The 14,871-nt window shown below is 37.9% G+C and carries 14 protein-coding genes and 1 pseudogene; 1 reads left to right on the forward strand and 14 read right to left on the reverse strand.

The window, feature by feature from the left end; all coding sequences use genetic code 11:
- Nucleotides 1-288: 288 nt before the first annotated feature.
- The 10 genes and pseudogenes from J7E66_RS22665 to J7E66_RS22705 all read right to left on the reverse strand — a co-directional run bounded on the left by J7E66_RS22665 (nt 289) and on the right by J7E66_RS22705 (nt 10,895).
- The gene (locus tag J7E66_RS22665) at nt 289-441 is read right to left on the reverse strand and encodes a hypothetical protein (RefSeq protein ID WP_215004013.1); all 153 of its coding nucleotides are present in this window, start codon (nt 439-441) and stop codon (nt 289-291) included.
- Nucleotides 442-713: 272 nt separating this feature from the next.
- A complete protein-coding gene (locus J7E66_RS22670; protein WP_215004015.1) occupies nt 714-1,466 on the reverse strand; it encodes an NADPH-dependent oxidoreductase in 753 nt (250 codons plus the stop codon).
- A gap of 105 nt (nt 1,467-1,571) precedes the next feature.
- Nucleotides 1,572-2,939: a dipeptidase gene (locus tag J7E66_RS22675; protein WP_215004017.1), complete on the reverse strand. Its 1,368-nt coding sequence runs from the start codon at nt 2,937-2,939 to the stop codon at nt 1,572-1,574.
- Nucleotides 2,940-3,011: 72 nt separating this feature from the next.
- Nucleotides 3,012-4,943, reverse strand: coding sequence for a fructose-1,6-bisphosphatase (locus J7E66_RS22680; RefSeq protein ID WP_215004019.1), 1,932 nt, complete (start codon nt 4,941-4,943; stop codon nt 3,012-3,014).
- Nucleotides 4,944-5,094: 151 nt separating this feature from the next.
- Nucleotides 5,095-5,469 (reverse strand): hypothetical protein, encoded by a 375-nt coding sequence (locus J7E66_RS22685; RefSeq protein ID WP_215004021.1) that lies wholly within the window; start codon nt 5,467-5,469, stop codon nt 5,095-5,097.
- 104 nt (nt 5,470-5,573) lie between these two features.
- Nucleotides 5,574-6,395, reverse strand: coding sequence for a formate dehydrogenase accessory sulfurtransferase FdhD (gene fdhD, locus J7E66_RS22690; protein ID WP_215004023.1), 822 nt, complete (start codon nt 6,393-6,395; stop codon nt 5,574-5,576).
- A 33-nt stretch (nt 6,396-6,428) separates the two neighbouring features.
- A complete protein-coding gene (locus J7E66_RS22695) occupies nt 6,429-8,786 on the reverse strand; it encodes an FdhF/YdeP family oxidoreductase (protein ID WP_215004025.1) in 2,358 nt (785 codons plus the stop codon).
- Nucleotides 8,787-8,949: 163 nt separating this feature from the next.
- Complete coding sequence (locus J7E66_RS22700) at nt 8,950-9,315, reverse strand: Na-translocating system protein MpsC family protein (protein WP_168244478.1); 366 nt, start codon at nt 9,313-9,315, stop codon at nt 8,950-8,952.
- 375 nt (nt 9,316-9,690) lie between these two features.
- A pseudogene (locus tag J7E66_RS31995) lies at nt 9,691-9,804 on the reverse strand (DNA alkylation repair protein); the annotation flags it as partial.
- Nucleotides 9,805-9,863: 59 nt separating this feature from the next.
- Nucleotides 9,864-10,895 carry a S66 family peptidase gene (locus J7E66_RS22705; RefSeq protein WP_215004027.1) on the reverse strand — a complete coding sequence of 344 codons (1,032 nt, stop codon included), beginning with the start codon at nt 10,893-10,895 and terminating at the stop codon, nt 9,864-9,866.
- A gap of 402 nt (nt 10,896-11,297) precedes the next feature.
- Between J7E66_RS22705 and lspA the strand changes: the two genes are divergently transcribed.
- Nucleotides 11,298-11,735, forward strand: a complete 438-nt coding sequence (gene lspA / locus J7E66_RS22710; RefSeq protein ID WP_215004029.1) for a signal peptidase II — start codon at nt 11,298-11,300, stop codon at nt 11,733-11,735.
- Between the two features lie 238 nt (nt 11,736-11,973).
- On the opposite strand, the gene J7E66_RS22715 is transcribed toward lspA, so the two are convergent.
- From J7E66_RS22715 to J7E66_RS22730, 4 genes are all read right to left on the reverse strand, one after another.
- Nucleotides 11,974-12,750, reverse strand: coding sequence for an arylamine N-acetyltransferase family protein (locus tag J7E66_RS22715; protein WP_215004031.1), 777 nt, complete (start codon nt 12,748-12,750; stop codon nt 11,974-11,976).
- Between the two features lie 139 nt (nt 12,751-12,889).
- On the reverse strand, nt 12,890-13,126 hold the full coding sequence (locus tag J7E66_RS22720; protein WP_215004033.1) for a hypothetical protein: 237 nt from the start codon (nt 13,124-13,126) through the stop codon (nt 12,890-12,892).
- Entirely contained in the window at nt 13,126-13,446 is a 321-nt protein-coding gene (locus J7E66_RS22725; protein ID WP_168244485.1) for a YbjQ family protein, read from the reverse strand. The genes J7E66_RS22720 and J7E66_RS22725 overlap by 1 nt, the downstream gene beginning before the upstream one ends.
- A 205-nt stretch (nt 13,447-13,651) precedes the next feature.
- Nucleotides 13,652-14,860, reverse strand: coding sequence for an acyl-CoA dehydrogenase family protein (locus J7E66_RS22730; protein ID WP_215004182.1), 1,209 nt, complete (start codon nt 14,858-14,860; stop codon nt 13,652-13,654).
- Nucleotides 14,861-14,871: the final 11 nt, after the last annotated feature.

Consider the following 14,871-nt stretch of genomic DNA (forward strand, 5'->3'; position numbering starts at 1 on the left):
AGGTTACTTTTGGTTGATCGATTGTTGGAAGATACTCGTCAACAACTCCAAACTGCTGAAGTTTTTCTATAAATTTATCGTAGTTATTAATTTAAATTTCCTCCTCTGTTTAAACGATATTTCACTTTCCTTTTATTAATCCTAAAGATAATATCAATTTTATATTCTCCCTTAAATCGATACATCAATATTCCACTTTTATCCTTTTCATGAGCAACGAACTTCTTTAAGTTCATATCTTTTTTTAAGATTTTAATCTTTTTTTATTATGTATTCATAAATTATACCCTATTCATCTTCTTCATGAACCCATTCAATCCTATAGTAGCATTCCACTAACGCTTCATAAAACCCCCATCCAGTACCATCTGCCATTGATACAACTTTACTTAGTCTGGTAGAAAATTCTCGGTAAAATTCTTCTTTCTGATCACATTCCATTGCTACCTGGTCATAACCTGTCTAACTTTACGGGTTCACATCAATTTTAAGATTTAAAGATACCCCTTTTTCTCTAAGGCAATTACACCATAGTTGTGATGGATGACATCTGAACTAATTGCAGATCACAATATCATCGAAATTGATTCGACTGCCCGATGTACCTGTAACGACGCTGAGTTCCAAACACGTTTACTATTACATCCTAAAATTTATAAATAAAAAGAGCAACTTGTCCGTTGCTCTTATTTTGAGTCAGATATATGAATTTTTTACTTATATCGGAACCTCTGATTTTTTACCGTAGGACTGGAATTTTTTGCGTATTGGTCAAAACCGCTATCATAAAATTGAGCGACCTTACTTGACCAGTCACTGGTATCTTCTCCGCTGGTCCGCTCAGACATATAGGATGAGATCGTTTGATCATATTGGTCAATGATTTCCTTTTGAATTTTCGCATCATACTGTTCTTTCTGAAGGGTTGCCTTAATTGGCAGCCTTGGTTTTTGACCAGGGACGGATCGTGGATATCCGACCACCAGACCTGAGATTGGGAAAACATATTCCGGAAGATTCAATAGATCAACAAAGGTTTGGGGCTTTCTCCGTAATCCTCCGATTGGGACGATCCCGAGTCCCATCGATTCAGCCGCAATCACCGCGCTACCCAGAGCAATCCCTACATCTGTTGAACCGATAATAATGGCTTCTAAGTCCTCGATAATTTTAAACTCCGTACCATTTTTTTCAGCAGCCAGCTTCGCCCGATAAAAATCCATGCAAAACACTAGAAAAACTGGAGCTTCCTCAATCCACCTTTGGTTGCCTGCCGCTTTCGCCAATGCTTCTTTCCTTTCAGGCTCCCTAACTTCGATCACGCTCACTTGCTGTCCATTAATCCAATTGGGACCAGCCAAAGCCGCCTCAATAATCACTTCGATCTGTGTTTCGCTTACCTCTTTTTTTGCGTCGAAGTCCCTAACTGAGCGATGATTTCTTAATAATTGAATGGTTTCGTTCATACAATCACTCCTCGTGTATACGATACTACACACTCAGCTTTAAATTCAAACACCTGAATCTAATAAAAGTGCCTGACACCACTGAAGGTGGTGTCAGGCACCATTTTACTTATTTAGAAGTTCTAAAAAGGAACAAATCGTTAAGATTCCTTTATCAAAGTTTTCTAAGTTAAAGTGTTCGTTTGGAGCATGAAGATTTTCATCTGGAAGACCGAATCCCATTAAAACAACAGGTGCATGTAGGGATTGGTTGAAATCCGATACAATAGGAATGGAGCCACCTTCTCTTTTGTAAACAGGCGATTTCCCATAAACAATTTCATACGCTTCGGCCGCTTTTTGAATCATCGGACTGTCAATCGGCGTTAAAAATGGATTCCCCGTATCTTGTAGCGACACTTTCACCGTGCATCCTATTGGTGCATGTTCTTCCAGATGCTTTTTAATCAATCCTTGAATCTTTTCAGGGTTTTGATTGTGGACTAGACGGCAGGTGATTTTGGCATGAGCCTCGTTCGGGATGACCGTTTTAGTTCCTTCCCCCTGAAATCCGCCCCATAATCCGTTGATTTCTAATGTTGGCCTGGAGCTGATTCTCTCAGGATAAGGATAATTGTTTTCCCCTCCTGTTAACTCAGTTAATGCTAACGATTTTTTTAACTTTTCTTCATCGAAACCCAGTGCTTTAATTTGTTCCTTTTCAAATGCGGTTAATTCCACTACATCATCATAAAAATGATCAACATTTACTTTACCATTTGAATCATGAAGAGTAGTAAGCAGCTGTACCAATAGATGGTTGGCGTTTTGAACTCCCCCGCCGAACATACCCGAGTGCAAATCAGAATTAGCGGTTTTAAGGGAAACTTCTAATGCACACAGACCTCTTAATGAATAAGTAATGGCAGGGACGCCTCTGTCCCACATATCAGAATCGGAAATAACGACCACATCACAGGATAATTTTTCTTTATTTTCGGATAAGTATGGCGGAAGATGAGGACTTCCGATTTCTTCTTCTCCTTCGATGCAAAATTTTACGTTTACCGGTAATTTACCTTCTAATTTCAATAGTGTTTCCACTGCTTTGATATGTAAGAACGTCTGCCCTTTGTCGTCGGTTGCCCCTCTGGCAAAGATCTTTTCATCACGGATCGTTGGTTCAAAAGGGGGCGTTTCCCATAAATGAACAGGGTCAACGGGCTGTACGTCATAATGGCCGTACACTAAGACTGTTGGGGCGTTTTCCTGATGAAGCCAATCCGCATAAACAATCGGATGACCTTTCGTCTGGACGATTTCAACATGTTCCATTCCAATGTTTTCTAATTTATTGGCAATCCATGAAGCCGCTTTTTGAATGTCCTCTTTATGCTCGGATAAGGAACTGATGCTTGGAATCCGGAGCAATTCTTTTAATTCCTCGACATTTTGATTATGTTGATTGGATAACAACTCGGATAATTGACTCATGTTCTCACCTTTTCAAGTTTATTTTCTATTCTTATTTTATACAAAAAGAATGGAGAAAACCCACAATTCGCTCTAATTCATATACCGATATTCCCTCAAACTATTCAAAATTGAAATTTCCTGTAATAGTTCTTTACCAATATTCGTTTCTCTTACTTTTTTTCTCACAAGTTCTTTATCCACTACTCTTTTTACCGATAATACATCCGTACCGTCACTTAATACATCTTCTTTTGAATGAAAATGTTTATGAGCCACCAATTGCATACCGTAGGAATTATATAGTAAGGTGTATCCTGCTATACCTGTTACAGATTGATAGGGTTTTGAGAACCCACCATCGATAACAATCATTCTTCCATTCGCTTTGATGGGATTCTCTCCCTCAATTTCTTTCACTGGTGTATGGCCGTTGATAATATGACCCTGCTCAGGGTCGAGATCAAATTCAGCAAGGAGTTTTTTGCAAAGTTCTTCATTCTCTCGTAAGTAATAATAAGGGTTCTTTTTCTCCTTATGCGTTTCCTTATCCTTAATAAAGTACCTTTCAAAGGTGGTCATCGCTCGTTTTCCAAAGAGGGATGAGTATTCTCCGGTCCACAAATACCAAACCATATCTGTTGCAAGGTCATCAGTCATTTCCGGGTGTTCAAAAGAATATCGTAAATTATATTCAAACGTATCAAGTAATTCACGGCCTGCATACGTTTTATTCTCAATCGTCATTTTTTCCATATTTCCTTCTTCATCTAAAGGAATGCAGCCATGAATTAATAAGTTACCGTTATATTTCAAATAAAGGCTGCCTTTTTTCATTAGAAATTTCATATGCCTAGCCAGCTTCTCGGAATGCTGCACGGAAAATAACAATTTTTCTATCACCTGTTTTTCCTCTTCTAATAATTGATCGGGCTGCTCTGGATTAACCGTTGCAAAGCAACTATTTACTAGAGGGTAGGTTTTCCCATGTATGGTTATTTCGTTCTTTTCATAATCAATTTTCTCAAGCAATCGCCTTTCTGACATATTAAAATACGGGCGCCTATTGATGATCGGGATTTCCAGTTTGAATTGAATCATCGCGATTGCTTGATGAATTTTCGTAATTTGCAGTTGTTCATGATCAGATGGACTTTTATCGGAATGGACCTTAGATCTAAAAGCTGGATTGTCTTCATAGTACTTTTCCGCTAGATTAAGTAATGGTCTTAGATTGATTCCATATACATCTTCAATAATATCCAAATTGTCGTATCTCGCACAAATACGAATAATATTTGCCAGACATACCTTTGATCCAGCAAAGGCACCCAGCCATAGGACATCGTGATTTCCCCACTGAATATCTACTGAATGGTAACCGATCAGTGTTTCCATAATTTTATCTGGCTCGGGTCCACGGTCGTAAATATCCCCAACTACATGAAGATGGTCGACAACTAATCGCTGTGTCGTATAGGCAAGACCTATGATCAGCTTATCGGCCTGTCCTAAAGAGATAATCTGTTGGACAATTTTTGAATAATAATCATCCTTATTGGTGGAATCATTTTTTTTGTAAAGCAGTTCTTCAATGATATAGACAAACTGATTCGGCAAAGCTTTCCGTAACTTAGAGCGTGTGTATTTAGAGGAGGCAAAAGAGATGAGCATAATCATCCGCTCAATCATTTCTGTATACCATTGATTTAATTCTAATTCATTATAAAAATGATTTTTTATTAACTGAAGTTTTTCTTCTGGATAATAAATTAATGTTGCAAATTCATTCCTTTGGTTTTCCGTTAAGATATATTGAAACAGGTCATTGATTTTCTCTTTTACCTTCCCTGAACCATTTCTTAATACATGTTGAAAGGCTTGATATTCACCATGTAAATCACTGACAAAATGTTCAGTCCCCTTTGGTAGATTTAGGATGGATTCGAGATTAATAATTTCTGTTGCTACTTTTTCTGCACTATCATATTTTTGGGCGAGTAAATCTAGATATTTTGCATTCAAAAAATATGTATCCCCTTTCAGAATTGACTGCGTTTCTCTTATTAACATCATTCATTAATGCTATTATAAGGGATAAATAGTATATATTTGATAAAATAATACAAATTTTTATTGTCTTTATATGCAAAAGAAGGAAACTTGATGGCTGCAATCACAGAACTTCGCGAAACACATCACTCTTCACCTGCCGTATCGCTTTTAAAATCATATCTTTCGGCTGTAAAAGGCTAGAATCATCTAACCAAACTAGCAGCTGCTCTTTCGCATTCATGTTCGAAAAACCAAATCCATAGTCGTCCCAAAACTCAATAATTTCTTTTACATCTACTACTTTTTGATTATTATCTGTGTCAGGATTTTTGTCTATTTTTGGATTAAAAGCTTCTTGTTGTTGTTTTTCTTTTTTATTTTGATTTTTATTTTTATTTTCTTTTTCTTTTTGTCCCCCTTCCGTATGACGACTCGTTAACGCATCGTCATGCGCTCCACATTCAAAATCTAGATATGTATCATTTCCCTTCTCCAATAATCGGGCCCTTTTATGAAAGCCTAATTTCTAACTTACAATACATAGAAATTAGGCTTTTCATATTTGTGAGTGTTTTATCTTTTTTTAAAATGATTGAATCCTTATAAAACAGATGACGATGATCGATTATATTCGATACCTTGAATGCGCTCCTGATGGGTGTAAACATTAAATCCGTTAGCTCGGATAAAGCCAACAGCCGTAATTCCGAGTTCTTCTGCTAAATCTAGGGCAAGATTGGTAGGTGCAGATTTTGATAGAATAATTCCTACTCCAATCTTGGCTGCTTTAAGTAACACCTCGGATGAAATTCGGCCACTGAAAGCAATGATTTTATCCTTAAGTGGTATTCGGTTAATCATGCAATAGCCAAAAAGTTTATCCAGGGCATTATGTCGACCGATATCCGTTCGTGATGCCACAATTCCATCCTTCGTACATAGTGCGGCATTATGAACCCCGCCGGTTTGTTGAAAATGTGTAGAGTTTTCTTGCATTTGCTTCATTAACTCACGGCATTGTTCCGGTGTAACCGTCAATTTGGTCATTACCGTTTTCGCTGTCTTTACATCGTTATGAAAGTAAAATTGCCGCCCTTTTCCACAACAAGAACCAATGAATCTCTTCGAATGGAAATCTTTTTGAAGCGAATGTTTACTCAAAAGATCAACATAAGCAAATCCCGTTTCTTCATCAATATGGATCGATTGAATATCTTGGTAGACTCGAATCACACCCTCAGAAGCTAGGAAGCCGACCACCAATTCTTTCAGTTCAGAAGGGGTACATACCATGGTGGCAAACTCAGTTCCATCTAATATAATCGTTAAGGCAGATTCGACTGCAATGTTATCCTTTTCCTCTATGAAGTTATGTCCATTATACTTTACAATGTTTTGAGAAGTAGTGATTTCCTTTAACAAATTTGGTGCCCCTTTCCATAGATATTCTTGCCCTTAACCAACTTCTGTTTCAAGCTCAGCAATCGGCTTTTCTAGATATTGGGTATCTTTACGCGCATGATATCGTTCTGCTTTTTCAACAGTAACCGTGATGTTGTAATCCGGAATGCCGGCAAATTTCTCATACCGACCGCGCGGCAGTAAGTAGTTACCCTCCGGGAAATGAACTTCTAAATTTCCTTTCGCAATATCAACAAATTTAGCCGTACCTTGGAAGACTCCAAATCCGTTATAAACAACAATTCCTTCGCCTTCAGCAATGCTTAATTTTTGCCCATCAACAGGACTCATTAATACATCATAACGACCAGCACCGTTTAATGGATCTACTTCTTTATACACCATCGAGTTAAACTGCTTACCACGGCGAGATGTAATAATAAATTGTTCTGGCTTTTTATTTAAATCCGGAATATCAACCGGAATTAAGGTACCTCTCCCATCTTGAGTTGGACAAACTCCATCTTCACATAACCAGGCACCGCCCCACTGGAAAACGTCTCCTTGCTTTTTCAAATACTGGATGCCGTCGTATTCAGGGTTTGCTATGGCAATTTCCTCACGAATTGTCTGCCCGTCAGCAAAATCGACCAAATGAAACGTTTCTGGTTTTACACGCTTGGCAAGGTCCAGATAAATCTTCCATTCTGCACGTGCTTCTTCAATCATGTTTTTGTTACCAGTAATTTCAGGAGAGAAGTAAACCATCCGTTCTGTTGATGTACTCGTGCCGCCTCCTTCTTGCTCATAACGCGTTTTTGCCGGTAACACGATGACTGCTTCTTTCGAATCAACTAAAGTCGATGTATTTAAAATAATATCTTGATGAACGCGAATCTCCAGTTCAGATAAGGCTTGTTCAATAAAATCTGGGTCAGGCATCGTTTCTAAGAAATTACCACCAGATAGGTAATATAATTTCACTTTCCGCTCATGATCTTCTGGAAGAACAACGTTTTCTAGTGTGACACCAACTATATCACCCTGCCACTTTGGCAGGTCAAATCCCCAAAGTTTTTCGATTCGCTCTACATTTTTCTCATCCCAGCCTCCGCCAGGTAAAACAAACGGGTCCGCCCCCATTTCTCCGCTGCCTTGAACGCTAGAGTGTCCACGGAACGGCATGAGACCAGCGTGCTTTCGTCCTAAGTGTCCACGAAGCAGTGCCAGGTTTGCTACTTGAGAGATATTGTCAGTTGCAAAGGAGTGCATGGTCAGACCCAGCGCCCATGCATACACCGCATTTTTGCTGTTTGCTAAAAGCTCAGCTAATTCAATGATTCGTTCTTTAGAAACACCTGAAGACTCGATGATATCTTCCCAAGGTTGTTCTTGGACTTTTTTCTTTAATCCCTCGTAACCGTTTACATGTTCCTCTACGAACTTATGGTTAATCGCTGACCCATATGCTTTTTCCTCCATATCAAACCAATGCTTCATGATTCCATGCATAAAGGCAATATCCCCGCCAATGTTGACTTGATAGAAGTCATCGGCAATTTTTGTACCGAATAATGCAGACTCAGGGTTTGAAGGAATCCAATACTTATCCATCGCTGGTTCACGGTATGGGTTAACAACAATGATTTTAGTTCCTTTTTTCTTTGCTTCAAGCATATATTTCGAAGATACAGGTGATGAGTTCGAAGCGACACTTCCCCAAAACAATAAGACATCTGTTCCAATCCAATCTAAATAATTGGATGTCGAAGCTCCCACTCCAATGGAACGTTTTAAAGCTGTTTTACTTGGAGCATGGCAAATACGGGAAGCGTTATCAATGTGATTGGTCCCAAGAAAACGAGCTACCTTTGCTGCAACATAATAGCTTTCGTTTGTAATCCCTCGAGCGGTTAAATAAAATGAATATTGTTTCGGATCCAACTTTTTTATTTTATCTGCAATTAAATCCATTGCGCCATCCCATGTAATCCGTGAAAATTTACGTTCCCCTTTTCGACGAATCATTGGATATGGAATCCGACCTAGCTTACGAAGTTCACTGCTACCATACTGCCTTAGTACATCGATATCGGCATGAAGAATTTCAGGCGGAATCGCAGGCATAGTATTTAGCCGAAGCACATTCAAACGTGTGGTGCAAACATGCGGTCCCTCTAATGTTTGGTCATACAACCCTGATACACCGAGTGCACAACCGTCACAAACCCCTTTTGTAATAATACGTGTGGCATAGCCGATATTGTCTTTATTATCCCAAGCAATTTTCATCGTATCGCGGATATGCTGCGGCTTAATCTTTCCTAATCCAAAAGGAATTGGACTAACCCAGTATTTAGGGGCAGGTAACATTGCCTTTTTTTGTGGTCCTGGATGTTGAGTTTTTCCCATTTTCATTTCCTCCTCAATCATGTCAATTGCAATTTTTCCAATAAAAAACCACCTAAGATTATATTCATCCGATAAAACGGACAAATAGCTCTAGGTGGTTAGTCTTTAACAGGGTCGCTGTCAAGTGCCAACAATATGTAGTTGAATGATGTTTTCATTGGGGTTAACTTTTTAAGTTAAACTTTTCCTCAATATCTTGATCAAACACGAAGATTGACATCCCCATGTCGTCTTCAATATCAATATCCACAAAGACACGAATGAATCTTGCACCAAGTAGTTCTTCCATTTCCTGTGGATAGTTTTTTTTATAAATCTCCTTGACCATTTCAGTACGAGCAGATCGTAACATTTGTCTCCCATCTTCCGCTGAAGCAATAAATTTTTCAATAGGAGATAAATTACCTTCTAATTCACAAATTGCCCAGTTCTTACAAAACGTTGTTCGAACTTGACTAGGGCCTTTACCCATATGACGTTTTCGATACGCGCGAACAATGTTACTAAATTCTGCTTCATATTTATTCACATGACTCAACTCACTTGTTTTTACTCAATGTTATCACTATGTTAATGGTGTTTATTCTATAAGTATACTATATAACGGAATAAAAATAAAAACCATTGTAATAGATTCTTTTTAGATTCCTTAAAATAGGCGGAATCCCATTTGAATCATTACAACGGTTCGCCTCAAACAGGTTCGCTGTTACGCACCAACTGTTATAATATTTTACCCTTGTCATATGAGTTAAAAAACCTCTTAACCGATCAACAGGTTCGCTGTTTCGTATTAAAAGGGACTCCTATTTTATAATAAAATCGTAAGTTTCACAAATTGTTCACATTTGACAACTTAATCATAACATGGCAGTGAAATCAACACAATAGATAAAATTTTAAATACCATTTGTTCTCGTTCCAACGCCTTATCATGGAGCGGTAAATATGAAATCACGACTGTGTAGATAAAATTATTCATCGCGGATTTCGTTCGATCAGGAGAATCATGAATCGTTTACCACTTCCTTCTTTGTGATCATTCCCACTGCACGCTAATTATTATCTAGCAATTAATTATTCCACGCCACTTTCTAAAATCGTGAAAGTCTTTTTATCACAATTAATTTCCGCCCTTGCTCCATAGGGCAATATAAATTTCGGTTCGGTATGGCCAAAATTCAAGTTATATAGGATCGGCAAATCCTCCAAATTAAATTCCTTCATGACTTTTTGAATTTCAACTTTATATTCCTCGTAATATTTCTCGTCTTGCGGTTTACCAAAAATGATTCCATTGGCTTTTTGTAGAATTCCTTGTATGGCATAATTTCGCAACCAATACTTAATATTATTTGGTTCCGGCTTTTCTTCAGATGTTTCAAAGAAAAGAATACTATCATTCCAATACTTCTTTTCAGGCCAAAGCACTGTTCCTTTCGCAAACTCTAGTACCTCAATACAACCTCCAATCAGATGTCCTTGTGCTACACCTGAGCCTTGAAGTATCTGATAACCTACATTTTGTCGCATTGCCCGTCGCCGGTTCTTATTCTCTTCTATCCATTCTAAACGTTCACTCGTCCATTCTTTGGCTGGTTGAATTTCGCCAATCATCTCATTTGAAAAGAGCGTTCGATTCACCATGTTAATCGTATATGGATCCATCTCAACGTTTTCAGCAAAATCGGTTAATATTGCCGGACCATAAAAAGAAGAAATTCCTGCTTTATGACAAAATAAATGTGAAACAGTTACATCTGAGTAGCCCATAAAAATTTTCGGATTTTCACGTATAACATCAACATCAATATAAGGAAGTAAACGAATACTATCTTCTCCACCAATATTTGCAAAGATTCCTTTAATGCTTTCATCTTTAAATGCTGTCATCAAATCTTCAGCACGAGCTTGTGGATTTTTATAAAGATAGTCGCTCCCTTTTAAACTATTCGGCATGGGGATAACTTTCAGTCCAAAAACTTCTTCTAATCTCTTTACACCTTGTTCATACCGCCATCTAAGTTCTGGATCACCAGCTCCTCCCCAAGAAGGACTTACTGTAGCAACACGATCTCCCGGCAGCAATTTCTTTGGCTTTATTAACATATTTACTCCCACCCTTGTAGCATTTGATTAGCGAAGAATATACAATCCCCGTAGGTGAAGAACAATTCACCTAGCTTTAATTTCTACAACATTTAATAAATTACCTTCTGTTACTTGACCTACATAGAAGATATAGGGTTTTATGAAGAAAACGGACATGTGCTTTTTCAGGAGCATGTGAATATTTAATGATCAAACTAATACCGTGGTCAAATAAAAATGGTATGGAATCTATCTATCAATTAAATGATCCGTTCTCAATCCCAATTGTTGCTACTTCGCAATTATTCTACTTAACAATATCGAATAAACGTATTAGAGCTTCATAATAGAATAGAAATATGCTTTCAATTATACTGATGATTAGGATGCAAAGGATTCTACCAGAAAGAAGGACTATATATGCTATTTTACGTAATTGCTATCCTCGTTATTGTGATGGACCAGCTTTCTAAATATCTAATTCGGGCCTACATTGACATCAATGAAACATTTACATTGTGGGGAATACAATTCACACATATCGAAAATAGCGGGATGGCAGGAGGTTTATTTCAAGGCTATGCGCGGCTCTTCGGTGTTGTGGCTATGTTGTTCGTTATAGGTGTTTTATATTTTCGCAAAACCGGAGATATGAAAGGTGCTCTCATCGATAGCAGTTTTGGATTCCTAGTCGGCGGAGCAATTGGAAATGGCATTGATCGACTTTTGTTTGGGCAGGTGACAGATTTTATTATTCGCTCTGGTGGAATTCTTAACTTGGCCGATCATGCTATCGAGATCGGGGGGTTACTGCTTATTATTTATGGAGTCGTTAGCTGGTTGAAAAATAAGCACTAGCTTCTCTAGAAATGCATATGTAAAAATGCTCTTTTACTCTCTTTGCTAAAGTCAAAAGAGGATTATTTTTTTGGTTAAATGACAGTAAGGCTACGATCAAGCTTGCAAATGCAAACGTAATCATGAAGGTTTCATAGTCAATAAAAAAGTGAAAGTCCCTTTTTTAATATATAAACATACTATTACTGTTCGCCAGAAATGTTTGTTAAGTTCGTCCCCCAAAAATGACAATATGTTTTTACAGCCCAAAATGTTGTTTTGCCAGCTCTATGAATTTTACCTTATCAATATTCTCTTTCGTGAGAATCCCGTCAGCCCATTGGGTAAATGTGGTATCCGTTAAGGTTATATTTCCGTTATTTGTAAGTCGAGTTATTAATGGATGTTTGTTAAATGAAGATTCCGGGTGTTCGGTAATTATTCTTTGGATTTCATTCAAATCCGCTAAATCTTCAATAGGTTTCTTGGAATTAAATGCATAGCCAATTTTCCAATCTGTATTTTTATGCTTTAATTTCATCTCTAAACAATAGTCCCCATATTGATGATTTACTTTTTTGATTCGAAACTCCCCATTATACGAAGAAATGGTCTCACCGGATATTGGAACGGGTTTTAACGGTAAATTCCCACCAAAACCCGTGTCAACTAAATAGGTTTGTCCCTCGTGGTTTATAAGAACCGTGACATGCGTCCTTCCAAGTTGATGATACTCTTCGGCAGCATGATTATAAACAACACCGTCTGTTAAGACTGCATTAAACCCATTTTCTAATAGGTAGAAATAGAAAAGTGGATTTAATTCGAAACAAAGGCCGCCTTCATTTCTTTCCACTATTTTGTTCATTAAGTTTCCCTTTGTAATCTTATGAGTTTTGTTTTCAATGATAGATAAATTTTCAAACGGTATGTTTTGTGCTGTTTTTTCAAGAACCTCAGCTAAATTTTCAAAGGTAATTGTTTCGTTATTCTTAATGCCTATTCTTTTATGAAATAAAGACGTCAGTTTTTGCATTTCTACCCTCCAAGCCCTTTTATTACTTTATTTTCTGAAATTCCCTTTAAGCAAATATAATAATTAATTTGCCATAAATAGAAAAGGTAAAAAAAATAACTACAAATTGTTTTACAATTCGAGTCATTTTTTTAGGCCATTATCTTTCCTTTTTATAAAAACGCTCCCCTGTTAGGGGGTTATAGTACACTCTTGTTTTCTCATTGGTCACTGGGTCAATGTTTATTTCATCTGTTTTTTCAAATCCGGCGGGCACTTTATCACCCTGCCGACCTTTGAAACGTTTGTCATAAATAAGCACTCCTAATAAAATATAAACAATAACAGCGATGATTTGCAAACCGTAATAGGTGATAATTATCCAAAGTCCGTTCATTACATTTTCTCGACTACGACTGCCGTTCCATATGCAAAGATTTCACTCATATTTTTTCCAGCTTCCCCTGAGTCAAAACGAGTCATAACTACTGCATTGGCACCCATCGCATTTGCATTCTTGATCATCCGGTCCATGGCTTCTTTTCTCGAATCCTCCAGCATTACGGTATATTGTTTAATTTCTCCGCCTACCAAACCTTTTAAGCTCGCCATAATATCCGCACCCAAGCCCCGGCTTCTAACGATTAAACCAAAAACAGGTCCTTTTACTTCGACCACCTTGTAGCCTTGGATATTTTCTGTTGTAACAACTAGCATACAAACACCCCCATCAAACATTCGTAAAATATATGAATAGCCTTTACTTCGTAAATGCGCACCCATTATTCCTTATTATACCATTTAAAAAGTGTCAGGCACCATTCAATTATATTTTCCGATTACTTGATCCGGATTTACTAACTTGAAAAACGTCCAACCTGTCAAGAACCGTTCCCATGAGCTTCCATGCCCTCATGGCCAACTATTTAGTAATGCTCACTTGTTCAAAAGGCCATGAAGGCAATTGTTTACGAAGAGTCTTATCTTCCCTGTAACCTAAAGCGTACTCACCTTGCATAATCGTATGGATTTCCCTTGTGCCTTCATAGATCACAGGAGCTTTGGAATTTCGCAAAAAGCGCTCAACTGGATATTCATCGGAATAACCATTAGCCCCATGGATTTGAACGGCATCATTTGCAGCATCAAAAGCAGCATTACATGAAATCCACTTAGCAAGAGACGTCTCCTTTGTATTTCGTTTACCCTCATTCTTTAACCACCCTGCTTTAAAAACCAGCAATCTGGAAATCTCAAGATTTGCGCTCATCTTTGCAATCATTTGCTGTACAAGCTGGTGCTTTCCAATCTCTTTCCCAAAAGCTTTCCGTTCATGGCAATACTTAAGGCTTGCTTCAAGACTTGCTTCTATTAAACCTACTGCTCCTGCAGCCACTGTAAATCGGCCGTTATCTAGTGCAGACATGGCAATTTTAAACCCTTCCCCTTCTTCACCTAATCTGTTCACAACAGGAACTTTTACATCTGTTAAAAATACTTCTCCAGTATTTCCAGCACGAATACCCAACTTACCCTTGATCGCCTTCGTTTCTACCCCTTCAAAACTACGTTCGACTATAAATGCAGTAATTCCTTTATGCCCTAAATCATGATTTGTCTTGGCAAAAATTAAGAAATGATCAGCAACATCACAAAGAGAAATCCATGTTTTAGACCCATTCAAAATATAGTAATCTCCGTGCCTAGTAGCTGATGTATTCATCGCTGCAACGTCAGATCCCGCATTCGGTTCTGTCAATCCGAAAGCACCAATTTTACGACCTTGTGCTTGGGGGACTATATACTTTTGTTTTTGTTCCTCTGTTCCCCATTGCATGATCGTCATGCAATTTAGTCCCGTATGAACAGAAACGGCTGTACGATAGGCAGTATCTCCTCGTTCCAATTCCTCACATACAATCGCCAGTGCATTATAATCCATGCCAGCTCCGCCATACTCTTCGGGGATACAGACACCCATTACTTGCAAATCCGCCAATTTTTTCAAAATAGCCGGTTCAAAATAACCTTGGCGATCCCACTCCTGAATATTTGGAATGATTTCCTTATCAACAAATTTTCTAACCATTTCCTTTACACTTTGCTGCTCATCTGTTAATTCAAAGTTCATCATATATATTT

Source organism: Bacillus sp. ISL-7, assembly GCF_018613065.1.

Excerpts from the sequence above, each read along its gene's own strand:
- lspA (WP_215004029.1), top strand. The coding sequence starts at position 11,298 with ATGCTATTTTACGTAATTGCTATCCTCGTTATTGTGATGGACCAGCTT.
- J7E66_RS22695 (WP_215004025.1), bottom strand. The coding sequence starts at position 8,786 with ATGGGAAAAACTCAACATCCAGGACCACAAAAAAAGGCAATGTTACCT.
- J7E66_RS22670 (WP_215004015.1), bottom strand. The coding sequence starts at position 1,466 with ATGAACGAAACCATTCAATTATTAAGAAATCATCGCTCAGTTAGGGAC.
- J7E66_RS22665 (WP_215004013.1), bottom strand. The coding sequence starts at position 441 with ATGGAATGTGATCAGAAAGAAGAATTTTACCGAGAATTTTCTACCAGA.
- J7E66_RS22725 (WP_168244485.1), bottom strand. The coding sequence starts at position 13,446 with ATGCTAGTTGTTACAACAGAAAATATCCAAGGCTACAAGGTGGTCGAA.
- J7E66_RS22675 (WP_215004017.1), bottom strand. The coding sequence starts at position 2,939 with ATGAGTCAATTATCCGAGTTGTTATCCAATCAACATAATCAAAATGTC.
- J7E66_RS22715 (WP_215004031.1), bottom strand. The coding sequence starts at position 12,750 with ATGCAAAAACTGACGTCTTTATTTCATAAAAGAATAGGCATTAAGAAT.
- J7E66_RS22720 (WP_215004033.1), bottom strand. The coding sequence starts at position 13,126 with ATGAACGGACTTTGGATAATTATCACCTATTACGGTTTGCAAATCATC.
- J7E66_RS22730 (WP_215004182.1), bottom strand. The coding sequence starts at position 14,860 with ATGAACTTTGAATTAACAGATGAGCAGCAAAGTGTAAAGGAAATGGTT.
- J7E66_RS22705 (WP_215004027.1), bottom strand. The coding sequence starts at position 10,895 with ATGTTAATAAAGCCAAAGAAATTGCTGCCGGGAGATCGTGTTGCTACA.